This window comes from Mameliella sp. AT18, from assembly GCF_028807275.1.
Lineage (GTDB): Bacteria > Pseudomonadota > Alphaproteobacteria > Rhodobacterales > Rhodobacteraceae > Antarctobacter > Antarctobacter albus.
Genome location: NZ_JARAMO010000187.1, coordinates 20,595 through 44,661 on the forward strand (window position 1 = coordinate 20,595; position 24,067 = coordinate 44,661).

Sequence of the window (24,067 nt, forward strand, 5' to 3'; positions counted from 1 at the left end):
TTCGCAGCTTAAATATTCATCATCAAGCGACGAATCATCGCTGGATGGAAAGGGCGCCCGGCCAAGGGCGCCGACATGGGAGGATACCAATATGACGATCAAGACCGCCATCGTCGCGGCCGGCTTTGCCGTGACTGCAACCCTGGGCGCCGCGCAGGATCTCGACCTGTCGGGCAAGACCGTGGACTACGTGATCCCGTTCTCGGAATCCGGTGGTTCGGCCAAATGGGCCAACTTCTACGCTCCGCTGCTCTCCGAGGCGCTGCCGGGAAATCCGACCGTCGTGGTGAAATACATGCCGGGCGCGGGGTCGACCAAGGGCGCCAACTGGTTCCAGGCGCAGACCTGGGAAGACACCGAAGGCACCGTGATCTTCGGCACCTCGGGGTCGACCCAGTTCCCCTACCTGCTGGGCGATCCGCGCGTGCGCTATGAATACAGCGACTGGAACGTCGTGCTGGCCTCGGGCACCGGCGGTGTCGCCTACCTGCCCCCCGCGATGGCCGAGAAACTGGACGGGCTGGACGCCTCCGGCCTGGCGGGCGAGGATTTCATCTGGGGCAGCCAGGGCGCCACGCGTCTTGACCTAGTGCCGCTGCTGGCATGGAAGATGCTGGGCATGAACGTCGAACCGGTCTTTGGCATCAAGGGACGCGGCGACGGTCGCCTGATGTTCGAGCGCGGCGAAGCCAACGTCGACTACCAGACCTCTTCGGCCTACCTGGCCAACGTCACGCCGCTGGTGGAAAACGGCAGCGCGGTGCCGTGGATGACCTGGGGTGCGCTGGACGAAAATGGCGACATCGTGCGTGACCCGACCTTCCCCGACATCCCGACCTTCAAGGAAGTCTGCGAGGCGACCGAGGGCTGCAACACCTCGGGCGAGGCATGGGACGCCTGGAAGGCCTTCATGATCGCGGGTTTCCCGGCGCAGAAGATGATCTTCCTGCCCAAGGGCTCGCCGGATTGGGCCGTGGACGCCTATACCGAGGCGCTGAACAAGGTGCTGGCGCGTGACGATTTCGCCGAAATTTCCGAGGCACGTCTGGGCGTCTACCCGCAGATGACCGGCAAGGGCGCCAAGAACACGCTCACGCTGGGCACGCAGGTGCCGGCAGAAGCCAAGGCTTTTGTCGTCGACTGGCTGCAGGAAGACTACGGCGTCTCGCTGAAGTAACCGACCGGACGGCGGCCGCCCGTCTATCCGCGGCCGCCGCCCCTTTTGAATTGACAGACGCGCGCCCCTCTGGGCCTGCGCGTCCCGACCTCAACGGAGAACAAGATGGACCTTCTGGCCACGGCGCTTCCGGCGCTGGGAGAGGCTTTTGCGCTCATCCTTCAGCCTCAGCAGCTGCTTTACCTAACGTTCGGTGTCCTGCTGGGACTGTCCGTCGGGGTCTTTCCGGGCCTCGGCGGGATTGCCGGCCTCAGCCTGGTGCTGCCCTTCATTTTCGGCATGGACCCGGTCTCGGGTCTGGCGCTGATGGTTGGCTTGGTCGCGGTTGTGCCAACCTCGGACACCTTCGCCTCTGTCCTGATGGGGATACCCGGTTCCTCGGCCAGTCAGGCGACAGTTTTGGACGGCTTCCCGCTGGCCCGCAAGGGCGAGGCCGCGCGGGCGCTGGCCGCGGCCTTCATCTCGTCGCTGTTCGGCGGATTGCTGGGCGCGACGATCCTGACCTTCTTCATCCTGATTGCCCGGCCCCTGGTGCTTGCCTTTGCACTTCCGGAAATGCTGGCGGTGACGCTTTTGGGGCTGGCGATGGTGGCGATCCTTGCCGGGCGTATCGCGCTCAAGGGCGTGGCGGCGGCCTGCCTTGGCCTGCTGGTCGGCACCATCGGCGAGGCCGGGCACGGCGGTTCGCTGCGGATGGTTCCCGAATCCTGGATGTTCGCGGCCACCGGCTCGACCACCTTCGAAAGCTATCAATACCTCGCTGACGGCATCAAGCTGGTGATCGTGGGCCTGGGCATCTTTGCGATCCCCGAGATCATCAGCCTGCTGCGGCAGAACCAGTCCATTGCGCGTGGCGCGCAGCTGGGGTCCGGCTGGGCGCAGGGTCTGCGTGACTGGTGGGCCAACGTCTGGCTGTCGGTCCGCTGTTCCTCGATCGGGGTGATCGTGGGGGTCATTCCCGGCCTCGGCGGGTCCGTCGTCGACTGGATCGCCTACGGGCACACGGTGCAGACCGCCAAGGATCGGTCGCAGTTCGGCTCGGGCGACATTCGCGGCGTGATCGGGCCGGAAAGCTCGAACAACGCCAAGGAAGGCGGCGGCCTGGTGCCGACGCTGATCTTCGGTATTCCCGGCTCCGGCTCGATGGCCGTCTTCATCGGTGGCCTCGCGCTGCTCGGCTACGAGGCCGGGCCGCAACTGGTGCAGAACAACCTGGACATCACCTATACGGTGGTCTGGTCGCTGGCGCTGGCCAACGTGCTGGGGGCGGGCCTGTGCATCGGCCTGTCCGGCCCCATCGCGCGGCTGACCACGATCCGCTTTACCCTGCTGGCGCCGTTCCTCTTCATGATGATCGCCTTTGCGGCCTTTCAGTCGCGGCAGTCGCTGGGCGACCTGGTGGCTCTCTTTGCCATCGGCCTGCTGGGCATCTTCCTGCGCCGGTTCGACTGGTCGCGCCCGGCCTTCCTGATCGGCTTCGTCCTCTCGACGCAGGCCGAGAATTTCTCGGCCAACGCCAACCAGATCGCCGGGTTCAAGTTCAAGCAGGGCTGGGCCGAGGGGCTGGGCTATGTCGCAACGCCCATCGTGATCGTGATCGCGCTGCTGACCGTGGTGTCCGTCTACTTTGGCATCCGCCAGTCCAAGCAGATCCGGTCCGAGGGTGACGTGGCCACCGGGACCAAGCGCGCGCCGCTGATCTTCCTGCTGGCGCTTCTGGCCTATGTCGGGACGGCCTGGATCAACGCCTATTCCATCAACATGATCTCGGACAAAATCTTTCCGCTGGCGGTGGCAAGCGTCGGCCTTCTGGCGCTGGTTGCGCTGCTGGTACGGATGATGATGGCCGGCGAAGGAGACGAGATCTTTGCCGACCGCGAGGCTTCGGGCGAGGATGCGGAGGCACCGCACTCACTCTGGGGGACGCTGGCCTGGTTCGGGGCGCTGCTGCTGCTGACTTCGCTGCTGGGCTTCGTGCTGGCGCTGGCGCTGTTCATGGTGGCCTTCTTCCGGGTGCGCGCCGGGCTGAACTGGGTCTGGAGCCTTGGGCTGACGGCGGCGGGCATCGCCTTCATCTGCTTCCTCGCCGGGATGCTGAACCGGGACTTCCCGCCGGGCCTGCTGCAGAGCTACGTCAATCTGCCGTGGCCGCTGACATGACGTTGACCCTGCTGTGTCTTCCGGGTGACGGCATCGGCCCCGAGATCGTGGCATCGACGCAGGCTGTCGTCCGGGCGGCCTGCGCCCGGGCCGGCGTGGCGGTGGATCTGCCGGAAGCGGAGATCGGCTTTGCCGCACTGGCCCATGAGGGGACGACCATCCCGAAGGCCGTGATCGACAGGGCCGGTGCCGCCGACGGCGTCATCCTTGGCCCGGTGTCGCACAATGCCTATCCGCCGGTGGCCGAGGGCGGACGCAACCCCTCAGGCGTTCTGCGCCGCGCGCTGGAGCTTTATGCCAACATCCGGCCCGCGCGGTCGCATCCGGCGGTGCCGCGCCCCGTGACGGCCAAGGTCGACATGGTGGTGGTGCGTGAGAACCTCGAAGGCTTCTATGCCGACCGCAACATGCACATGGGGCCGGGTGAGTTCATGCCCACACCGGACGTTGCGCTGGCGATCCGGCGCATCACCCGAGAGAACTCTCGCCGGATCGCGCGCTCCGCGTTTGAGCTTGCCGCCCGGCGTGGGGGCAGGGTTGCCGTCATCCACAAGGCCAACGTGCTGCGGGTTTCGGACGGGCTGTTCCTGGAAGAGGCCCGTGCCGTTGCCGCCGATCATCCCGAGGTCGAGGTCGAGGAGATCCTGATCGATGCCGCCGCCGCGCATTTCGTGCGTGACCCGGCGCGGTTCGACGTTGTGCTGGCGACGAACATGTACGGCGACATCCTGAGCGATCTTGCCGCCGAACTGGCGGGCGGCCTGGGGCTGGGCGCCTCGCTGAACCACGGCGCCACCCATGCGGTGGCGCAGGCGCAGCACGGATCGGCCCCCGACATTGCCGGACAGGACCGCGCCAATCCCGGTGCATTGATCGGATCGGCGGCCATGCTGCTGGATCACCTGGGCCAGCCCCGCGCTGCTGCCCTGATCCGCGATGCGCTGGAAACTGCGCTGGCCGCGCCAGAGACGCGCACCGCCGACCTTGGCGGAGCGCTGGGCACTGCCGCCTTCACCCACACCCTGACCCGCTTGATCGAGGACGCCGCGACATGACTCAGACCGCCATTCCCTACCTTTTCCTTCGCGGCGGCACTTCGCGCGGGCCCTATTTCAATGCCGCCGACCTGCCGCAGGATCGTGACCGGTTGTCCCGTGTCCTTGTCTCTGTCGTCGGGGCGGGCAACCCGCGCAACATCGACGGCATCGGTGGCGGCAACGCGGTGACGACCAAGGTCGCAATGCTGTCGCCCTCCGACGATCCCAAGGCCGACGTGGACTATTTCTTTGCCCAGGTCGCGGTAGAGGAGGAACTGGTGGACTACGCGCCCACCTGCGGCAACATCCTGGTGGGTGTCGGCCCGGCCGCGATCGAGATGGGCATGATTCCGGCGCAGGACGGTGTAACGCCGGTGCGCATCCGTGCCGTCAACACCGGCGCCCTGGTCGAGGCAGAGGTCCAGACCCCCGGCGGCTTGGTCAGCTATGACGGAGACACCGCCATCGACGGCGTGCCGGGCACCGCGGCCCCTGTGGCCCTGAACTTTCTCGACGTGGTGGGTTCGCGGACCGGTGCCTTGTTCCCCACGGGCAAGGCTCGGGAAGAAATCGACGGGGTCGAGGTCAGCCTTGTTGATGTGGCGATGCCGATGATGATCGCCCGCGCCGCCGATTTCGGCATCACAGGCCACGAGACCCTGGACGAACTGGACGCCATGCCGGACCTGTTTGCGCGCATGGAGGCGGTCCGGCTGGAAGCAGGCCGGCGCATGGGCTTTGGCGACGTGTCCAAATCCGTGACCCCCAAGATCGGCCTCTTGGCCGCCCCGCAGGGCGAGGGGCATTTCTGCGCCCGCTACTTCATGCCCTGGACGACCCACCCGACGCTGGCGGTGACCGGCTCACAGTGTCTGGCCGCCTGCGCGTTGGCGCCCGGCACCGTGGCCGAGGGTCTGACCCGCCCCTTTGCGGATAGCCCCGTGACCGTGCGGATCGAACACCCGATGGGCGTGATGGATGTGCGCGTGCGGTATGACCGGGACGGCGGCTTCAACTTCCGCTCTGCCGGGGTGACGCGCACCGCACGGTTGATCGCACGTGGAGAGGTGCTGGTCCCGGAAACGGTCTGGTGCGGCGCATGATCCATACCTACGACATCCTGGCCCGCACCATCGCGCAAGAGAACCCCGGCACCTGCTTTGCCCTTCTGGGGGATGCCAACATGGCCTTGGCGACGCGCCTGGCCGAAGAAGGCTGCGGGTTCATCTACGTCCGGCACGAACACTGCGCCGTGGCCGCGGCAATGGCCCATGCGCGCAAGACCGGGGGCGTTGGTCTGGCTACCGTGACCTGCGGGCCGGGTGTCACGCAGCTGATGACGGCGCTGCCGGCCGCCGTGCGGGCGCATCTGCCCCTGGTGGTCCTTGCCGGAGAGGCGCCCTTGAAGGCGGGCTGGTACAACCAGGCCATCGACCAGGCGCCCTTTGTCACCGCCTGCGGCGCGGCCTATGTCGCGGCGCACTGGCCGGCGCGGATGCCCGTGGTGATCCGCGATGCCTTTGCCCAAGCGCGGCGCGAAAGGCGCCCGGTTGTCGTGGGGCTGCCGTTCGATTTGCAGGAGTTGCCCTGGGAAGGGCCCGGCGACCTGCCGGCCCCCTCGGCCAGCCTGATCCCTGCGGCAGGCCCGATCCCACCCAACCCGGATGATCTTGCCCGCATCGCGCCAGCCGTGGCCAATGCCGAGAGGATCATCGTCATGGCAGGCATGGGTGCGGTCGAGGCCGGGGCGGGTGAGGCCATCCAAGCATTGGCCCGGCACCTGGACGCGCCCACGGCCACCACCCTGCCTGCCCGAGGTCTGCTGCATGGGGATCCCTGCTGCCTCGGCGTGGCGGGGGGCTTTTCCCCGGCAATCGCGCGCGAGGTGATGGGCGAGGCCGACCTGATCATCGCGCTGGGCTGTTCCCTGGCGCGGCACAATGCCGATGCGGGCAAGCTGTGGCCCCGGGCGCGGGTCCTGCAGGTGGACGTCGACCCGGTCAGCCAGAGCCAGGGGCGCCTGGCCGCCGACCTGCACCTGCGCGCCGACGCGCGCCTTGGGGCCGAGGCGCTGATGGAGGCCGTACCAGCCCGCCAGCCCCGCCAGAGGGGAGAGGATCTTGCCCGGCGCATCGCGTCTGAACCCGCCGACAGCGCGCGTTTCGACATCGCCCCCGGTCAGCACGATCCTCGTGACGTGGTGGCTGCGCTGGACTCGGCCCTGCCGCAAGGCTGGCAAATGGTCAATTCATCGGGGCACTGTTCCTATTTCTTCGCGCAGATGAACCGGCCCCACGACCAATTCCTGACGATCCGCGAATTTGGCGCCATCGGCAATGGCACCAGTTTCGCGATGGGGGTCGCCGCCGCATGTCGGGGGACGCCGGTTGTCCTGTTCGACGGGGACGGCAGCTTGTTGATGCATGTGCAAGAGCTGGAAACCTACGTTCGCCATCGTTTGCCGATCCTGACGGTGGTCCTGAACGACGGGGCCTATGGCTCGGAAATCCACAAGCTGCGGGCCGACGGCTTGTCGGATGCGGGGGCGGTCTTTGGCCAGACCGATCTGGCCGCCATCGCGCGTGGCTTTGGCGCGGCGGGCACGCGCGTCACGGACCTGGCCGATCTGCCGGGCCTGGTTAAGGCGTTCGCCGCCGATCCCCGGCCGACGGTTCTGGACTTTCCCGTGAGCGACCAGGTGGTCTCTCCGGTGATCAGGCGCTCGCACGGGATCAAATGACTTGGCGGAGCGAGTCAATCGGTATACCGTCGCATACATAAATGGAGGTTTCCATGTTGTCCCAGACCTTCCGGGTTGGCACCCGCACCGCCCCGATTGACCCGACACAGCATGCCGCTGACGCCGATCAAGGTGTGGCAAGCCGATGAAGGTCCATATCCTCGACGATTGGTTCGACACCTTGCGCACCTTGCCCAGCTTTGCCCGGCTGCAGGGCCATGAGGTCAGGGTCTGGACCGACCACACCGAAGACATCGACACCCTGGCCCGCCGCCTGCAAGAGGCGGAGGCGCTGGTCCTGTTCCGAGAGCGCACCCCGGTCACCGCCGCGTTGCTGGATCGGCTGCCGGGGCTGAAGCTGATCTCGCAGCGCAGCGTCTATCCGCATGTCGATGTACCGGCCTGTACAGCAAACGGCGTCCTGCTTTGTTCCAACATGCATTCAGACACGCCCTCGGTGGCGGCGTCAGAGCTGACGTTTGCGTTGATGCTGGCCTCGGCCCGACAGATCCCGCAGCAGATGGCCAGCCTGCGCGCGGGTCACTGGCAGATGGGGGTTGGTCAGACGCTCGCCGGGCGGCGGCTGGGCCTCTATGGCTATGGTCGGATCGCGAAACAGGTCGCTGTCTATGCTCAGGCCTTCGGGATGAAAGTCTGGTGGTGGGGGTCGGACGAGGGGCGCGCCCGCGCCCGGGCCGATGGCGCGGAACTGGCCCCCGATCGCGCCAGATTCTTCGCCAATAGCGATTTCGTCAGCCTGCATGTCCGCCTGAAACCGGCGACGCGCGGGATCATCACCGCCGAGGACCTGCTGAGCATGAAGCCCTCGGCCAGCTTCATCAACACCTCGCGGTCTGGCCTTGTCGCGCCGGGCGCGCTGGACAAGGCACTGGAGGCGGGGCGCCCCGGGCGGCTGGCGCTGGATGTCTTTGACACGGAACCGCTGACCGATGCCAAGGATCCGCTGGTCAATCACCCTTCGGTCATCGCGACGCCGCATATCGGCTACGTCACCGAGGATGAGCTGGATATGCAGTTCGCCGACATCTACGACCAGATCAACGCCTATGCCGAGGGCGCGCCGATCCACATGATCAACCCCGAGGCCCGGGGCGGCCAGTGACAGAGCTTTTCTACGCCGGGCTGGAGCCGGCGACCTTCTGGATTCTGGTCGCGGTCAGCTTTGTCTCTTCCTTCATCACCGTCGCGCTGGGCATCGGCGGGGGCGCCCTGCTGTTGGCGGTCATGGCCAGCGTCATGCCCCCGGCGGCGCTGATCCCGGTGCACGGGGTGATCCAGGTGGGGTCGAACGCGCTGCGGCTGGCGGTACTCTTTCGCCATGTGCATTGGCCGCCGGTGCTGACCTTCCTGGTCGGCACGGTGATCGGCGTGGCGCTGGGCGGGTCCTTGGTGGTCAACCTGCCGCCGGGGGCCATCCTGATCGGTGTCGGCGGTTTCGTGATCTGGTCGGTGCTCAGCAAGCCGCCCGCATGGTTGTCGCGCCTGCCGGTCGTGACCGGGCTGATTTCCAGTTTCCTGACCATGTTCTTTGGCGCCACCGGGGTCTTTGTCGCCAATTTCACCAAGTCGCTGAACCTGCCGCGGCAGGCACATGTCGCCAGCCACGCCGCCTTCATGACGGCGCAGCATCTGGCCAAGGTGCTGGCCTTCGGCCTGCTGGGGTTTGCCTTCGGTCCCTGGCTGGGATTCCTGGCAGCGATGATCCTGGCCGGGTTCCTGGGCACGCTGGGCGGACGCCTGATCCTGGACCGGCTCAGCGATCACGGATTTCGCCGGGTGCTGGACGTGGTGCTAATCCTGATCTCGATCCGGCTGATCTGGACGGGCCTGTCCTCGCTCCTGTGACGCTGCCCGCTCGGGCGTCGACGGATCGGAATCGCTTCGCTAGGCTCGGGGCAGGGTCGGCGTGTGCGGCCCGACTCGGGGCAACGGCAAGGGGACAGAGGTGATGAGAACAGCGGGACTGGCACTGGCGGGATTTCTGACGGCGGCGCCGGCCTGGGCCGAGTTCACCACCGGCGATGCGCTGGTGATTGGAAACGCGCGCTATGGCGAGACGGTGACGGCCTTCGGCCCCGACGCGGTGCAGGCCGTGGCCAGGGCGCTGCGCCTGCGCGGGCAAGAGGTCGAACAGCTGGCCAATGGCGGGGCCGTGGCGATGCAGCAGGCGCTGGACGGGTTCGTGGCCGCGATCGACGAGGGCGAGACGCCGCTGATCGTAGTGCTGTCGGGCCAGTTCGCCTCCGTCGACGGCGGCCCAGTCCTGCGCCCGGCGGGCCGGGAGACGTCCAAGGCTGCGGGCCTGTCGCTGGCGGCGGTGCTGGAGGTGCTGGCCCAGAGCCCGCGCCGGGCCTTCCTTGTGCTTGGCGAGGCCGGCGAGGCGACCGCCCTTGAGGCGCTGGAGATTCCCGAGGGCGTGACCGTCATCCGTGGTCCCGCCGCCAAGGTGGCAGAGTTCGCCGCCCGTGAAATGGCGCAACCGGCCTTGCCGCTTGAGAAATCCGCCGACTGGTATGGGCTGGCGCTGTCCGGTCACGCAAGCGATGGACTGGCGGTACTCACCCATACCGAGGTGCGCCCCCCGAGTGAGGCGGAACAGGCCGCCGCCCGGGACCGGATCGCCCTGTTGGACGAGACGGCCTGGCAGCGCGCCATCGAGAGCGGGGCGTTCCAGGCTTACCTGGACAGCTATCCGCAAGGCCTTCACGCCGAGGCGGCTCTGCAAATGCGTGACGGCGCACCTGCGATCAGCCCGGCAGATGCAGAGGCGTCCCTGGCGTTGGATGCGACCGCGCGCCGCGAGATTCAGCGCAGCCTGACCCGGCTGGGGCACCGAACAGGCGGTATTGACGGGATATTTGGCCCCGGCACACGCGGCGCGATCACCGCCTGGCAACGGCAGAGCGGCACCGATCCGACCGGCTACCTGGATGCGGCGCAGGTTGCGCGCTTGTCAAAGGATGCGGCGCAGTCACCGGCGCCCAGCGTCCCGCGGCCCAGACGGGCGAGCAATGCTGTCTCGGCGGCGGAGGCTGCAACCTGGAACATGGCACGAGGTGAACGGGGTCTGCGCGCCTATCTTGGCCAATACCCCAACGGCGCCTTTGCGGCGCGCGCCCGGGTCAAGCTGAGCAACATGCAGCGCGGGTCGGGCCAGTAGGCGATCAGCGCGTCCGCGCCGCCTCGCGCGCACGTTTCGCCGCCAGCATTTCCTTCAGGACCTCAGGGCGCGGGCGCCAGTCATATCGGTCGTCGGCACGGGTCTTTTGCCAGTGCAGCGCACCGCCGTTGCGCCAGGGGTCCAGCACCACGCCGTCATAGATCGTGCCGCCGCGCGGGCTGACAACTGCCGTGTGGTGGATGATCCGGAAGGGCGAGCGCGGAGAGATCGCGCGCAGGACCGAGAGTGTCCGGAAATTCTCCTGGCTGAGGCGGCGATGCATGTCCTCGGCCCAGTGGTTGCACAGGCCCCGTTCGCGTTCGCCGCTGTGGACCTTGGCGTTATGGATCAGCGGCGGGTCGGTGATGCCGTACTCTTGCGTCAGCTGGCGGGAATAGGTGTAGGCGATCCGCGCCGCGCGGTCGGCCTCACGCGGGTCGATATTTGGGCCGAGGCCCCGGATTTCCGCCGCCAGCGCGTCGATGTCCCTTTGCCCGAATTCCGGGCTGACGGTGGTGCAGCCGCCGATCGCCAGCATGGCCAGGGCCACCAGCATCATTGCAAAACGCTTTGTCATCGTGATCCCACCTGAAAGTCAGCAGTCTTGGCCAGAGGCATAGCCCCGGACCACCGGAGGTGCCAGACCTTGGGCGGCATTTGCCCCCGCCTGATGCAGTGAGGGCGCGAGAGACTAGAGGGCAAAGGCCTTTTGCGCCGCGGGCCGTGCCTGCAGCCGGTCGACATAGGCCTTGAGATTGGGCATCCCCGAGAAATCGACGCCGAATTTCTCGCACATGATGCAGGCATGGCCGGTGATCGTGTCGGCGGCGGTGAAATCCCCGGCAAGGTAGTCGCGATCCGCCATATGGGCATCCACGGTCTGCACCATGCGCGTCATCAGCTTCAGCGCGCGCTTGGCATGTTCCTCTGACCGGCGCTCGGGCTTGAGGATGATGGTTTCCACGACGTAGTTGTTCATCGGCCCCGTGATCATGCCCTCGCCGTAGTGCAGCCATTGCAAGTATTGCGGAAAGGCCGGGGACTCGACCGGCGGCACCAGCTTGCCCTGTCCGTGGCGCGCCACCAGGTACTCTGCAATGGCAGGCGATTCAAAGATCCGCACGTCGCCGTCCTCCAGCACGGGAATGCGGCCGTTCGGGCTGATTTCCAGGAACTCGGGCGCGCGCATGGCCGGATCGCCCAGTTTCTCGAAGCGGTGCAATTCGAAATCCAGCCCCAGTTCGTACATCAGCCAGGCGGTGCGCACGGCGCGGGTGTCGGGGGCGAAATAGAGTTTCATCAGCGTCTCCGGTTGGCGGGGCGCGCGGTCCCCATTGGCAATTTCCGGGCCGGACGGTCGTCTTGCCGGGTTGCGCGTTATTGGGTAGCGGTTGGGACAGGACAGTCAACCGGCAGGACAGCCCATGATCGACGCCCATTTCTGGCCCACGCCCAACGGGTGGAAAATCTCCATCGCGCTCGAGGAGATGGGGCTCGACTATCGCGTGGTGCCGGTCAACATCCTGCGCGGCGAACAGTTCGACCCGGAGTTCCTGAAGATCAGCCCGAACAACCGGATGCCGGCCATCGTGGACCATGCGCCAGAAGGCGGCGGGCCGCCGATATCGGTCTTCGAGGGGGCCGCGATCCTGATCTACCTGGCCGAGAAGACCGGCCAGTTCCTGCCCCGTGACCTGCGCGGGCGGACCGAGGTACTGGAATGGCTGATGTGGCAGGCCGCCGGGGTCGGGCCGATGTTCGGTCAGGCGGGCCATTTCAAGTTCTACGCCCCGGAACCGAACCCCTACGGCCTGGAACGCTACACGACCGAGGTGCTGCGGCTTTACGGTGTGCTGGATCGCCGGCTGGAGGGGCGCGACTACATCTGCGGCGCCTGTTCGATTGCCGATTTCGCGACCTGGCCCTGGGTCGTGACCTACCGCAAGCAGGAGATCGACCTGCACGAGTTCCCCAACGTGCGCCGTTGGTATGACCTGATGAAAACCCGCCCGGGCCTGCGTCGCGGCTATGACGTGGGCAAGGAACTGGGCAAGCCGCAGGGCACATGGGACGAGGAAGCACGCAGCCACCTGATGCCGCGCAGCACGCAGACCCCCGGGACCTAGGCCACAGCCGGAACCGCTTGATCGGCGGATGCGATTCCACACACTCTGGTTCCGATTGATGTCCGAGTGACCGTTGGTGCGATGCCCCTGATTTCAGAGTTCACTCTTGACCTTGGCACCCCGACGTTTGCCAGCTTGCAATCCCGCACCGGCGACCTGGTCATCATCGAGGCCGGCAGCGAGTCCGACTATGCGCTGACGCCGCTGCCCGCAGAGGTGGACGTGCTGCAAGCACAGGGGCGCAGGGTGATCGCTTATCTGAACGTCGCGGTGACGAACCACTACCGGACCTACTGGAACGACAGCTGGGTGGGCTACGATGACCCGGACAACCGCGACGTGGGCCCCGTTCTTGACGGCGCATCGCCACCACCCTGGCTGAAGAATAACCGCGACTACATGACCTCCGAAATCGAGAACGAGGACGGTTCGACCTTCACGATCACCCACGGTACATAGTCGATTGCAACGATCCCGCCTGGCAACAGCGGGTCATGGACGAGGCGGTCCGGATGGTATCGCCCGTGGCACAAGGCGGGTTGGGATACAGCGGGGTCTTTCTGGACGATGTGGGCCGCTATTACGAGGCGGCGTCACAGGATCTGGGCTACGACATGGCGGATGCCGCGGAGCGCGTGATGGCGTTTGTTACCGCCATCGTGACGGCGGTTCGGGCGGTCTTGCCCAACGCCTATGTCGCGGTGAATTCCGGGCCCTACATCGGCTGGAACAGCGGCCAACCGGTCGCCGCCGCGACGCTTGCCTATTTCGGCGCCATCGACCCCCTGTTGATGGAAACCCAGTTCGGTGGCGCCTGGGGGATGTCCTGGCCAACGGAACGCATTGGGTGCCGGACCACGACTTTCTTGCCGTCGAACGGTCATGGGACAGCACTCTGGATCCGCAGGCCTTTGCCGACTGGGCGTGGGCCAACGGCGTCGTGCCGCATGTCGCGGAGAACTCCGACTATGCCACGCCTGCCGTCATGCCTCCCCCGGGGACTGTGGGGCCCGACCTGCCGACCGGCGGGAACGGGTCCAATGGGCTGGACGGGCTGGGCGGCAATGACACGATCCTGGCCGGGGGTGGGGGCGATACACTATGCGGTCGCGCTGGCGATGATATGCTGGTGGGACAGGTTGGCGCGGATGAATTCCTGTATGCCATCGGCTGGGACGCCGATACCGTCGCCGGGTTCAAGGATGACGTAGGCGAGGTCAGGTTGCTGAACATGGGGTTCGCCACCCCGGCGGAGGCGTTGGCCTTCGCGGACCAGGTCGATGCCCAAGTGATCTTCGACTTCGGGGCGGGTGACCGGCTTTCGGTGCTGAACATCACGATCGAGCAGTGGGAAAACGACCTGCTGGTCTGAACCCGCACGGCGGCAGGGACCAGAGCGCCAGACCCGCTGTTGCGGGGCCGGTGTTTCGGTTCCGTTGCGGTCAGAGGATGAAATCGTCGCTCGTCAATCCGCTCACGTCCGGCAGGCGGATCGCACTGTCGGCGGCCAGGTCGGCGTCGACATTGATCTCGACGATGCTCAGCCCGCCTGCGGTCTCCTGCACCCGTACCTGGTTGGCCCCGGTGAAATTGGCGGTCCCGATAAAGGAGAAGGTCTCGGGGATCATGTCCGACAGGTCGATCGTGTCTACGCCCTGTTCGAAATCCAGGATTCGGTCGCTGGTGGCCTTCGTGGCGCCGCTGTCGTCGATGCTGTCGAAGACGAAGGTGTCGGCATCGTCCCCGCCACGCATGAAGTCCCGGCCAAGCCCTCCGTCGATCGTATCCTCGCCAGCAAAGCCGCGAATATCGTCTTCGCCCTCGGTCCCGGGCAGGTTGTCGGCGTTCTCGGTGCCGTGGATGACGCTGACGAGCAATTCGCTTTCGTCGTCGAAGATCGTCGTCCGGCTGGTCACGCGCCCCTCGGCGTCAAAGCCGTATTCGATCGTATCCCAACGCTCGACGTCCTCGGCATCGGACATGACCCGCGACACCGGCAGGCCATCGGTCCGGTTCTCGATCTGCAGCTTTCCGTCGTCGTAGTCGATCACGCGCTGCAGGATCTTGCGGTTGCCGTCCAGCGACAGGGTGATGCTGTTCCAGGGGTTGCCGTCCATGCGGTCGGTGATCACCTTGGACACCGGCGCCCCGTCGGACAGCAGGATCTTGACTTCCAGCCCGTTGTCCAGTTCGACCACGCGGCTCAGCTGCTGGCCGGTTTCGCTGAAACTCTTGGTGGCGGCAGTCCAGGGCATGACGTCGCCGCCGTCCTGCATCACCTGGAGATATGGGGTGCCCTCGTGGAAGAATTTTTCTAGGCTGCGCCCGTCGTCGAATATGACCTGCAGCTTTGTGCGGATACCTTCGGAGTTCCAATTCGAAGACCTGGACGACCAAGCGAATTGGTCCTCCGGATCGGAGACCGTGGTCCTTGTAGACATGTTGTTCTCTGCTCTTGGTTGCCAGTGTTGCCTGATTGCGCCGGGGCGGTTTTTCCCGCTCTCGAAGGACGCGCGTTAACTGTTTATCAAGGCTTGGATTTTCGCCAAAAAAAAGCAAAACCGGCGTGACTCGCCTCGCGGCGCGTTGTGACGCAACCGACACATTCAATACCGTATAAGGAGAAATTCCTATCCTCTGGGGCAGGCCTCGAACTGGTGCTCTCACCCGCCTTCGAGATGGGCCAGCATTGTTTCGGCCCCGGAAACCTTCACGGGAACGCCGGGCGGATTGTCTTTCACCCCCGGTTCGGCAAACAGCGCGGTGATCTCGCCGTCTTCGACAAGCATCGCGTAGCGCCAGCTGCGCAGGCCCATGCCTTGCGCCGACCGGTCGACGAGCATGCCCATCAGCCGGGTGAAATCGCCGTTGCCGTCTGGCAGCATCATGACCTTTTCGATCCCCTGCGCCCGCGCCCATTGATGCATGACGAAGGCGTCGTTGACCGACAGGCAGATCACGCGGTCGATCCCCCGGGCGCGGAACGCGTCGTAATGGCGTTCGTAGCCCGGCAGGTGGGTCTCGGAACAGGCGGGCGTAAAGGCGCCGGGCAGCGCAAACAGCACTACGCGTTGACGGTCGAACAGTTCGGCGCTGGTGACGTCCTTCCATTCATAGGGGTTGTCGCCGCCCAGGGCCTCGTTGCGCTGGCGAGTGTGAAAGACGGTTTCGGGAATGCGCTGTGGTGTCATGTCCGGGCTCCTGTTGCAGGTCGGTGTGGCCTGTTCCAGAGTAGCCCCCCGGGGCCGACGGTAAAGCGCCCAAGTTGACGAGAGAGAAGATGACCGACCTGCCGCCCGATCTTCCCGGCTATGGCGCGCTGCGCCCCTACAGGCCCGCGGGTGTCACGCGTGGTCCGCGCATGACCAAGGTGCTGGCGGATCTCGATGCGGCGATTTCCGCCTGTGATCTGCGCGACGGGGCCACGGTGTCGTTCCATCATCATCTGCGCAATGGCGATGCGGTGCTGAACATGGTCATGGCGGCGCTGGCCCGCCGGGGGCTGAAGGACCTGCATGTGGCGGCCAGTTCCCTCTTTCCGGTCCACGCGCCGCTGGTCGAGCATATCCGGAACGGCACCGTCTCCCGCATCTCGGCGGCCTTCATCTCGGGTCCGGTGGGCGAGGCGATCTCGACCGGGGCGCTGCCCCTGCCGGCGGTCCTGATGACGCATGGTGGTCGGGCGCGGGCGCTGGATGCGGGGGACATCGTGATAGACGCGGCCTTTGTCGCCGCACCGGTCGCGGACGAGATGGGCAATATTTCGGGCAGCATGGGCGCCACCGCCTGCGGCACGTTGGGATACCCGATGACGGATGTCGCGGTCGCCCGCCGCACCGTGGCCATCACCGATACGCTGGTGCCTTACCCGGCGCCCGCCATCGACATCCCGCAAAGGCAGGTGGATCACGTCGTGCAGGTGCCGCGCATCGGTGATCCGTCGGGCATCGCCTCGGGCACCACGCGCCCGGCAGAGGACCCTGTCAGCCTGGCCATTGCTGACAGCGCAGCCCGCACCATCGCCGCCAGCGGGCTGTTGAACGACGGGTTTTCCTTCCAGACCGGCGCCGGGGGCGCCTCTCTGGCGACCGCTGCTGCGGTGGGCCGCCAGATGGCGAGCGCGGGTGTCACGGGCAGCTTCTGTTCCGGCGGGATCACCGGGTTTCACGTCGAGATGCTGCGCGCGGGGCTCTTTCGCGGGTTGTTGGACGTGCAGTGCTTTGACCTCGAGGCCGTGCGGTCTTACCGGGACGATCCCCGGCACCAGGCGATGTCGGCGGCCACCTATGCCGCACCGCATATCGGCGGCGCGGTGGTCGACCGGGTCGACGCGGTGGTGCTGGGTGCGGCAGAGGTCGATCTGGAGTTCAACGTCAACGTGACCACCCGGGCGGGTGGTGTCCTGATCGGCGGGTCTGGCGGTCACGCGGACACGGCGGCGGGCGCGCAGTTGTCCATCGTGACCACGCGCCTGACGGCCGCCGGTTTTGCCAAGATCGTGCCGCAGGTCGGGACGCTGACCACGCCGGGCCAGACGATCGACGTTGTGGTGACAGAGGCGGGGCTGGCGGTGAACCCAGCGCGGACAGAGCTGGCGGAACGGCTGCACAGCGCCGGCCTGCGCTTGCGCCCGATAGAGGACTTGGCCCGTGAGGCCGCCACTGCCGCGCGCCAGCCGGTGCCGCCCCGGGCCGGGGGACGGGTGGTTGCCATCAGCGAATACCGCGACGGCAGCGTGACCGACCTTGTCCGCCAAATCGGCACGGATTGACACTTTGCCGTGACAAGGCGCTGGTATTCCGTGCCGAAACCGCGACAATCGCGCCGTATGCGCTATGGTTTTCGCGGATCCGGGCCGCCGTTCGCAGGACAAAAGACGGACCGCGGCGTTCAACAGGGAAAAGAGGTTTCAGGATGATAACAGACATCCAGTTCAAGCGGTCCTGGCGTGCATTTGCAGGCGCCGGGGCGCTGGCGCTGATGATGCCGGTGGCCGGGTTTGCCCAGGATGCCACGCCGATCCAGGTCGACACGATGCGGCTGACATCGGAACAGCCGGTTACCACCGATACCTTCTTTGGCACGGTGCAGGCCAGCGACATGCTGGGCCTTTCCTACGAGGCAGGCGGCTGCGTGGTCGAGGTCTCGGACAAGGCCAAGCGCGCGCGCGTCGCCACCGCCGGGCAAGTGCTGGTGCGGCTGGATGACAAGCGGTCGATGCTTGCGCTGCGCACCGCCGAGTCGCGGGTTGCCGAACTGGCCGCCACGATCGAGGAACGCGAGCTGGACATCCAGTCCGCCATTGCCGACGACAAGCGCCGCCAGCAGGAGCTGGACCTGACCACCGCCGAGTACGAGCGCAACAGCACCATGCTGGGCCGGGGCCTGATCAACGAGACCACGATGGAAGGGGTCGAGCGCCGCTTCATGGAAGCGCAGTTTGCCGCCGACCGCGCGCAAGAGGCCATCGCCACCGCCCGCGCCGCCAAGCGCCGCGCCGAGATCGCGCATGAGATCGGGCAGCTGGACCTGCAGACGGCGCAGCTCAACCACGAACAGCTGGTGCTGACGGCACCCATCGACGGGGTGCTGGTGGGGTTCGAAACCAACGTGGGCGACTGTGTCTCGGCCGGGGAACGCGCCGCGCAGATCTATGCCCCCAGCGAGAAATCGGTGGATGTCTTCATCCTCATCAGCCGCCTGTCCGAAAGCGGCCCGACCGGGATCTCCGGCGGCTCCGGCGTGCGCATCACCCGCGTGAACGGCCAGGTCTGCGCCGGGACGATCACCCGGTTCGACACCGAGGCGGACCTGGAAAACCAGTTCGTCAAGGCCACCATCGAGGTCGATGAGACCTGCGCCCCCGACCTGTTCCTGAACGAGGCGGTCGAGGTCGAGGCAATGCTGGACGCAAGCGACGACACCTTCGAGATTCCGACCGGCGCGCTGACCAATGGCGACACGGTCTTCCTCGTCGATGAAGAGGGCGCCACCCTGCAGGAGGTCACGGTCGAGATCCTCAGGACCGGCCCGCGTGAGACCATCGCGCGCATTCCCGGCGCGGCCGGACGGCTGATCGTCAGTGACGTCCTTGCCGGTCTGGGCGAAGGGCAGGCGGTGGCGCTGCGCTGATCGTCTTGCGGTGATCCTGCCGGGTCAGGGCGGGGTCAGCGTGCCCCGCATGGTCGCGGAGTACAGGAAATCCTCGAGATCCTCGGTGTTGATCGGCTTGGTCATCAGCACCGTCTGCGCCGCGTCGCACATGTGGCGCAGCTCGGTCGACCGGTTGGCCGACATCAGGCGCGCTGGCAGGGCCGGATCGCGCGCCCGCAGCTGCCGGACCAGCGCCAGCCCGTCCTGCCCCTCGCCAAGGTGGTAATCCGCCAGAAGGGCGTCCGGCAGAATGCCGATGTCGTGCAGCAGCGCGCGCGCCTCCTCGACACTTCCGGCGTCCAGCACGCTGCCGCCCCAGCGTTCGATCAAGAGGCCCAGCGCGCGGCGCAGCTCTTCGTCGTTTTCCACCAGCAGCACGATCAGCCCGCTGTCGCGCAGACGTTGCCGCGCCGCGGGGCTTTTGCGCGGTGTGGGCATCTCGTTCGGGCCGTTCACCCGCTGCGCGCTGAAGAAGAACCGCGTGCCGCGTCCCAGTTCCGAACTCACGCCAAGCGGGTGGCGCAGCTGCGCGCAGGCGCGTTCCACGATGGCCAGACCCAGGCCCAGCCCCTCGTTCACGCTGCTCTTGCTGTCCAGCCGCTCAAACTCGCGAAAAATCCGTTCCTGGTCGTCTTCCGCAATCCCGGGCCCGGTGTCCCAGACCTCGAACCGGATGGTGTTTCCCTGCCGCCGCGCACCAACAAGCACGCGACCCGTTTCGGTATAGCGCACCGCGTTGGCGATCAGGTTCTGCAGGATGCGGCGCAGGAAGCCGGGGTCGCTTGCCACGCTGCCAGAGGCCGGAACCACGCGCAGGTCCAGCCCCTTGAGCGCGGCGAGCGGGGCGAATTCATCGTGCAGCCTCTGCAGGAGCTGGTTCACGGAGACGGCGGTGATGTCGAGGCTGGCGGCGCCGGAATCCAGTTTCGAGATGTCCAGCAGGGCGTCGATGATCTTTTCGACGCTGTCCATCGCGCTCAGCGCCTTGGTGGCGTGTTGCTGGGTGGTGTCATCGCCGCCACCCTCGGCGATCCCCGAGATATAGAGCTTGGCTGCCGACAGCGGTTGCAGCAAATCGTGGCTGGCCGCCGCGACGAAACGCGACTTGGAGGCGTTGGCCCGTTCCGCCGTGACCAGCGCATCCTCCAGTTCCAGCGTGCGTTCCATCACCCGCCGTTCCAGCAGTTCGTTGGCCTCTTCGAGTGCCCGCGCCGCCTGGCGTTCGACGGAAACATCGGTGAATGAGATCACGAAGCCCCGATCGGGCATTTCCTGACCGAAGACATCCAGCGTGATGCTGCTTTCGGCGCGGATCTCGAACCGCAGGGGCAGGCGCCCGCGGTCCTGGTGGGCCCAGGCGCGCAGTTCCTCGGCGGTCATCACGTCGGCGTCGAAACGGGTTTCAAGCTGTTCGATCAGCCGGTCGAAATCCACGCCCAGCCGCAGCGTGGCGATGGGCAGGGACAGCATCTCGCCGATCTTGTCGTTCCAGCCCACCAGCCGCGCATCGCGGTCAAAGATGCAGACCCCCTGGTTGAGGTGGTCCAGCGTCGCCCGCAGCATCCGCGCCTGGCTGTCCAGCAGCTTGCCGCGTTCCTGCCGTTCCAGCCGCATGATGTCGGTCACGTCGGTCTGCAGGACGACGGTGCCGCCGTCCGGCGTGCGGTGTTCGCTGACCTGCAGCCAGCGGTCCCAGATCAGGCGCACGTTGAAGATCGCGTGCCGGTCCTTGTGGCGCTTCAGCCGCTGTTCGGCCCATTGCGCGGGGCTGACGATGTCGGGCAGTTGCAGGAACCGGCTTTCGCTGACGGCCTCAACGTAGTCGGCAAAGGGCAGCCCCTCGGCCAGGCGCGGCTGAACGTCGTGCAGCGGCAGGCTGAACCGGCTGTTCCACATCACCAGCTTGTCGGCGCTGTCGAACAGGGCAAAGCCCTCCTGCACCGCCTCGATCGCGTTGGCCAGGTTCTTGCGGGCGTGTTCGGCCTCGTGCTTGGCGCGGGCGAGGGCGGCATTGGACTGGTTCAGCAGGTCAAGCGTGTATTCCAGGTCGCGGGTGCGCTGGCGCACCTGGTCCTCCAGCATGGCGGCGCGTTCGAACTGGGCATAGGCGGCGCCGGACTGGTCGGTGTCCTGTTCGACCCGGCGCATCAGCGCCTCGCTGATCCGGAGCAGCTTTTCGTTCTGGCGTTCAAGTGGATCGTTGGGATTGATCAGGTAATGCGTCAGGTCTCCCTGCATGGAGCCTCCGGTGCATAGATCGCGACCCCGGTCATGGTCTGGTTGACATGCATCCCGTTGACCTGCTCGCCGTAGGTGGAAAACCCGGTGACCCTGTGCCGCGACAACACATCGTCAAGGGGCCGTTTCAACTGGCGTTTTTCGGCCTCGATCCGGCGCAGGACGCAATCGCAGGCAAGGATCGCCTCCGGTTGTTCGGTCCGTGACAGTTCGCTTAGCTGCTGGTCCAGGTGGTCGACGATATGGGCCGCATCGGCAAGGGTCAGCACCAGCCCCTCGTCGATGGCGGAAAAGAATTCAAGCGCGCCGTCCTCTGTCACGCGCTTGATGGCGCGGACGTGGTGGCTGCCACCCAGGCGGACCACCATCGGGCTGTCGGCAAAGGTGAAGGTGTCGATCTGGTGCGGGTCCTTGCCCAGCAGGCGCCCAAGCTCCAGTGCTGCGGGTTCGGCGTTGATTTCATGCACCAAACGGCGCGAGGGATCCGCGCGGGTCACCACCATGCGCAGGTCGGTGGGGGTGAAATGGTTGACGCTGAACACCCGTAGCCGGCAGGTGCTGCGCACCAGCGCCATGACAGCGGCCTTTTCGTGGCAGACGCCATTCAGGGCGACGAAGGTATGTTCGAACCGCACCCCGTCTCCGGCGGACCCCCCGAACAGCTGGGTCGGCCCCAGCCCGGCGGTCAGGGACGAGGCCAGCCGGTCCTCCTGCATCGACAGCCCGTCGACCATGAGAAAGGCGAATTCCTCTGTCATCTCGGGCGCGCGGGCGCCCAGCTCGGCGCGGGCGCGGATGGTGCGCTGGGTCATCTCGTGGCTGGGCAGGTTTTCCAGATCCTCGTACAGCAGGACCTCGGCCTCGAAACAGCGCTGCGGCAGGGCCATCGCCACCACCTGTTCCTCGACGTAACCGGCGCCCATCGCGATCTCTCCGGCGGTGGTGCAGGCCATGACCGGGGCATCGCCCAGTCGGGACTGCAGGCCCGTTACCAGCGTCTGAAAGGGGGTTGCGGGGCTGCAAAAGATCATCACGACGGCAAAGGGGCCGTTGCCCAGCCCGTCGGCAAGCTGGTCGATCAGGTCGGGTGCGTCGCAATCGGCGCGGGCTGTCCGCAGAATGGCGTCGTTATCGACACCTCCCTCGGACGGAGAGACTCCTCCGTCCATCGGTTCTCCTCCCCAGGTGTTCTGTCTTTATTCGGGACAGATTACGGAGTGTCCGGCTGTCTTGGCAAGAGGTTCGAAAAGCTGGCCTCGCCCGCGATCAGCACGGCCTGGGTGCGGCTCTGGACACCCAGCTTGCGCATGATGGCGGTGACATGTGCCTTGACGGTGGTTTCCGCGATGGACAGGTCATAGGCGATCTGCTTGTTCAGCTTGCCTTCGCAGATCAGTTGCAGGATGCGCGCCTGCTGATTGGTCAGCGTCGACAGGCGCGACACCGCGTCGTCACCGGAATCCGCCGGCTGGCCGGCATCGCCCACGTCGACGAAGCCCTCGGGGACAAAAACCTCGTCGCGGGCCAGCGCGTCGAAGGCCTGGCGGAAGACGCCGCGCTGGCTGTGCTTGGGGACGAATCCCTTGGCGCCCGCGCGCATCACCGATGTCACCATGCGATTGTCCGCCATCGAAGAGACGACGACCACCGGGATTGCCCCGGCCGCGGTCTTGAGCCGGATCAACCCGTCCAGCCCGTTCACGTCCGGCAGGTTGAGGTCCAGCACGATGACATCCGGTTCCGCGCCTTCGCTCAGGGCGTCCAGCGCATCTTCCAGCAGGCTGGCGGTCTCGATTTCCTCGATCCCGGCCACGGTCTTGAGCGTCATGGCAAGCGCGTCGCAAAACAGCGGATGATCGTCCACGATCAGCGCCGAGGCGAAATGCCGTTGATGATCCGTATCGGGCAACGTTCTCCTCCCCATTGAACGCCGGTCTCTTGGTATACCTTACGATCCTAGCAAAGCGCCAGAGCCACGGCACCTGTGCTAAGGTCTTAGGAGGGGCCGAACAGGCGCCGAAGGCGTGGGGCAATGCGCTACGTTCGGAATCAACCTGCGCTGAGCACATGCAGATGGACGGGAGTCCTGGCCGCGAAGGCGAGAGCGACCTTTGCGATGGAAAGAGTTCTCTATCCCGGAAACGTATTGTTTCCGTATGAATCTAACAAAAAGTGGCTGAAAAATGGCATAATTTTGTCGTTGTCACGATTCCGGCCCATCGTGGGTCCATTGGTTATTTCGAAAATCAAGAAAAATCTTGCCTTAACAGGCTGCGATTGGGGGACGATCTTATGCCCGACTACCTTAAGGTTTTCACGTACGAACTTGACGGCCTTTCCTACACCGTAAGCCTGTTCGAGGATAACGGAACCATCATGGCGGACATCACGGTTCTCGAAGGCGCGATGGATGTGAATGCGATCTACTTCGGCGACGACGACTATTCCGGAGAGAGCGCCTCTCTCGACGGACCGCTCAACATGAACGGTGCGCGGCTTGAAGACGGGGATATCCAGTGGGACATGGCCCAGGCGCTCAGTGATCCTGGCCTCGGCCCCGATGCGGCAGACAAGGAAACCTACCTTTCCGCAGGCGACACGCTTACGCTTGAACTGGATGCCGAAAGCATCGACGACATTGATGTCGTCGGCATCCGTGCGACCTCGACGACCACGGACGAGGGGTCGATCAAAGCCGTGTCAGACGACCCGGAAGAGCCTGAGGATCCCGAGGAGCCGACATTTGAAAAGGTGTATTTCGGCACCGGGACAAACGAGGAAACCGGCTTGCCGGATGGCGTTGCCATTTTTGGCGAACCTTTCGAAGGCAACCCGGTGCTGCCCGAAGACCAGGAGCCCACGTTCGAAAACTATCTGGCTTATTTCGAAAACGAAATCGAAGGCTACGATATCACCGATATCGTGGACATCAGGTTCTATACACTGCACGAGGAAGGCTATCCCGTCGAGTTGTTCCGCATCGAGGCCCCCGAAGGCGGCTTCGCGGATGCCGACGAGGTGCTGGAGGCTTATGATGCCGCCATCGAGGCTGGAGCTCTGGACCTTGAAAGCGGCGAGGAGCTGATGGCGGCTTTGAGTCTGCCAGAAGACTTCGAAGAGGCCCCCCTCGTAGAAGATCCGGATGTCGAAGACGATCTTGAAATGGCGTAACCGACCGGTGGCGTGACTGCGCGCTTTCGAGATCGGCGCCGACCATCATGCGAACGGCGTGACCGGGGTCACGCCGTTCTCTGG

At 65.8% G+C, this 24,067-nt stretch carries 21 protein-coding genes; 14 read left to right on the forward strand and 7 right to left on the reverse strand.

What is annotated here, in order from left to right; all coding sequences use genetic code 11:
* Positions 1-91: 91 nt before the first annotated feature.
* The 8 genes from PVW46_RS16445 (at position 92) to PVW46_RS16480 (ending at position 10,295) form a co-directional block, all read left to right on the forward strand.
* Entirely contained in the window at positions 92-1,177 is a 1,086-nt protein-coding gene (locus PVW46_RS16445; RefSeq protein ID WP_043140195.1) for a tricarboxylate transporter, read from the forward strand.
* A gap of 105 nt (positions 1,178-1,282) precedes the next feature.
* Complete coding sequence (locus PVW46_RS16450; protein ID WP_043140198.1) at positions 1,283-3,337, forward strand: tripartite tricarboxylate transporter permease; 2,055 nt, start codon at positions 1,283-1,285, stop codon at positions 3,335-3,337.
* Positions 3,334-4,392: an isocitrate/isopropylmalate dehydrogenase family protein gene (locus PVW46_RS16455; RefSeq protein ID WP_083242317.1), complete on the forward strand. Its 1,059-nt coding sequence runs from the start codon at positions 3,334-3,336 to the stop codon at positions 4,390-4,392. Before PVW46_RS16450 ends, PVW46_RS16455 begins: the two co-directional genes overlap by 4 nt.
* On the forward strand, positions 4,389-5,477 hold the full coding sequence (locus PVW46_RS16460) for a 4-oxalomesaconate tautomerase (RefSeq protein ID WP_069209736.1): 1,089 nt from the start codon (positions 4,389-4,391) through the stop codon (positions 5,475-5,477). Before PVW46_RS16455 ends, PVW46_RS16460 begins: the two co-directional genes overlap by 4 nt.
* On the forward strand, positions 5,474-7,114 hold the full coding sequence (locus PVW46_RS16465) for a thiamine pyrophosphate-binding protein (protein ID WP_069209775.1): 1,641 nt from the start codon (positions 5,474-5,476) through the stop codon (positions 7,112-7,114). The genes PVW46_RS16460 and PVW46_RS16465 overlap by 4 nt, the downstream gene beginning before the upstream one ends.
* A 145-nt stretch (positions 7,115-7,259) precedes the next feature.
* Positions 7,260-8,237 (forward strand): D-2-hydroxyacid dehydrogenase family protein, encoded by a 978-nt coding sequence (locus PVW46_RS16470; RefSeq protein WP_069209735.1) that lies wholly within the window; start codon positions 7,260-7,262, stop codon positions 8,235-8,237.
* The gene (locus tag PVW46_RS16475; RefSeq protein WP_069209734.1) at positions 8,234-8,980 is read left to right on the forward strand and encodes a sulfite exporter TauE/SafE family protein; all 747 of its coding nucleotides are present in this window, start codon (positions 8,234-8,236) and stop codon (positions 8,978-8,980) included. Before PVW46_RS16470 ends, PVW46_RS16475 begins: the two co-directional genes overlap by 4 nt.
* A gap of 103 nt (positions 8,981-9,083) precedes the next feature.
* Positions 9,084-10,295, forward strand: coding sequence for a peptidoglycan-binding protein (locus tag PVW46_RS16480; protein ID WP_069209733.1), 1,212 nt, complete (start codon positions 9,084-9,086; stop codon positions 10,293-10,295).
* Between the two features lie 4 nt (positions 10,296-10,299).
* On the opposite strand, the gene PVW46_RS16485 is transcribed toward PVW46_RS16480, so the two are convergent.
* Both PVW46_RS16485 and PVW46_RS16490 read right to left on the reverse strand, forming a co-directional pair.
* The gene (locus PVW46_RS16485; RefSeq protein WP_043140209.1) at positions 10,300-10,872 is read right to left on the reverse strand and encodes a hypothetical protein; all 573 of its coding nucleotides are present in this window, start codon (positions 10,870-10,872) and stop codon (positions 10,300-10,302) included.
* 114 nt (positions 10,873-10,986) lie between these two features.
* Positions 10,987-11,595, reverse strand: coding sequence for a glutathione S-transferase family protein (locus tag PVW46_RS16490; RefSeq protein ID WP_083242316.1), 609 nt, complete (start codon positions 11,593-11,595; stop codon positions 10,987-10,989).
* Positions 11,596-11,719: 124 nt separating this feature from the next.
* On the opposite strand from PVW46_RS16490, the gene PVW46_RS16495 reads away from it, so the two are divergent.
* The 3 genes from PVW46_RS16495 (at position 11,720) to PVW46_RS16505 (ending at position 13,793) form a co-directional block, all read left to right on the forward strand.
* Positions 11,720-12,421 (forward strand): glutathione S-transferase N-terminal domain-containing protein, encoded by a 702-nt coding sequence (locus tag PVW46_RS16495; RefSeq protein ID WP_069209731.1) that lies wholly within the window; start codon positions 11,720-11,722, stop codon positions 12,419-12,421.
* An 81-nt stretch (positions 12,422-12,502) separates the two neighbouring features.
* Entirely contained in the window at positions 12,503-12,880 is a 378-nt protein-coding gene (locus PVW46_RS16500) for a putative glycoside hydrolase (protein WP_069209730.1), read from the forward strand.
* A 388-nt stretch (positions 12,881-13,268) separates the two neighbouring features.
* A complete protein-coding gene (locus tag PVW46_RS16505) occupies positions 13,269-13,793 on the forward strand; it encodes a calcium-binding protein (RefSeq protein ID WP_069209729.1) in 525 nt (174 codons plus the stop codon).
* 70 nt (positions 13,794-13,863) lie between these two features.
* Here the strand turns inward: PVW46_RS16505 and PVW46_RS16510 are convergent, their stop codons facing one another.
* Together PVW46_RS16510 and PVW46_RS16515 are read right to left on the reverse strand one after the other, a co-directional pair.
* Entirely contained in the window at positions 13,864-14,862 is a 999-nt protein-coding gene (locus PVW46_RS16510) for a M10 family metallopeptidase C-terminal domain-containing protein (protein WP_274576698.1), read from the reverse strand.
* A 222-nt stretch (positions 14,863-15,084) separates the two neighbouring features.
* A complete protein-coding gene (locus PVW46_RS16515; RefSeq protein ID WP_069211095.1) occupies positions 15,085-15,612 on the reverse strand; it encodes a peroxiredoxin in 528 nt (175 codons plus the stop codon).
* An 89-nt stretch (positions 15,613-15,701) separates the two neighbouring features.
* Here PVW46_RS16515 and citF point away from each other — a divergent pair, with 89 nt between their 5' ends.
* Together citF and PVW46_RS16525 are read left to right on the forward strand one after the other, a co-directional pair.
* Positions 15,702-17,192, forward strand: coding sequence for a citrate lyase subunit alpha (gene citF, locus PVW46_RS16520; RefSeq protein WP_069211094.1), 1,491 nt, complete (start codon positions 15,702-15,704; stop codon positions 17,190-17,192).
* A gap of 143 nt (positions 17,193-17,335) precedes the next feature.
* Positions 17,336-18,553, forward strand: a complete 1,218-nt coding sequence (locus PVW46_RS16525) for an efflux RND transporter periplasmic adaptor subunit (RefSeq protein WP_069211093.1) — start codon at positions 17,336-17,338, stop codon at positions 18,551-18,553.
* A gap of 24 nt (positions 18,554-18,577) precedes the next feature.
* Here PVW46_RS16525 and PVW46_RS16530 read toward each other — a convergent pair whose 3' ends face one another.
* Genes PVW46_RS16530 through PVW46_RS16540 form a run of 3 tightly spaced genes read right to left on the reverse strand, consistent with a single transcriptional unit; the run spans position 18,578 to position 22,736 of the window.
* The gene (locus PVW46_RS16530) at positions 18,578-20,812 is read right to left on the reverse strand and encodes a hybrid sensor histidine kinase/response regulator (RefSeq protein WP_069211092.1); all 2,235 of its coding nucleotides are present in this window, start codon (positions 20,810-20,812) and stop codon (positions 18,578-18,580) included.
* Entirely contained in the window at positions 20,797-21,981 is a 1,185-nt protein-coding gene (locus PVW46_RS16535; protein WP_069211091.1) for an FIST N-terminal domain-containing protein, read from the reverse strand. The genes PVW46_RS16530 and PVW46_RS16535 overlap by 16 nt, the downstream gene beginning before the upstream one ends.
* Positions 21,982-22,022: 41 nt before the next feature.
* A complete protein-coding gene (locus tag PVW46_RS16540; protein ID WP_052244410.1) occupies positions 22,023-22,736 on the reverse strand; it encodes a response regulator in 714 nt (237 codons plus the stop codon).
* Positions 22,737-22,984: 248 nt separating this feature from the next.
* Here PVW46_RS16540 and PVW46_RS16545 point away from each other — a divergent pair, with 248 nt between their 5' ends.
* Positions 22,985-23,983 carry a hypothetical protein gene (locus tag PVW46_RS16545; protein WP_274576701.1) on the forward strand — a complete coding sequence of 333 codons (999 nt, stop codon included), beginning with the start codon at positions 22,985-22,987 and terminating at the stop codon, positions 23,981-23,983.
* The last annotated feature ends 84 nt before the right edge of the window (positions 23,984-24,067 follow it).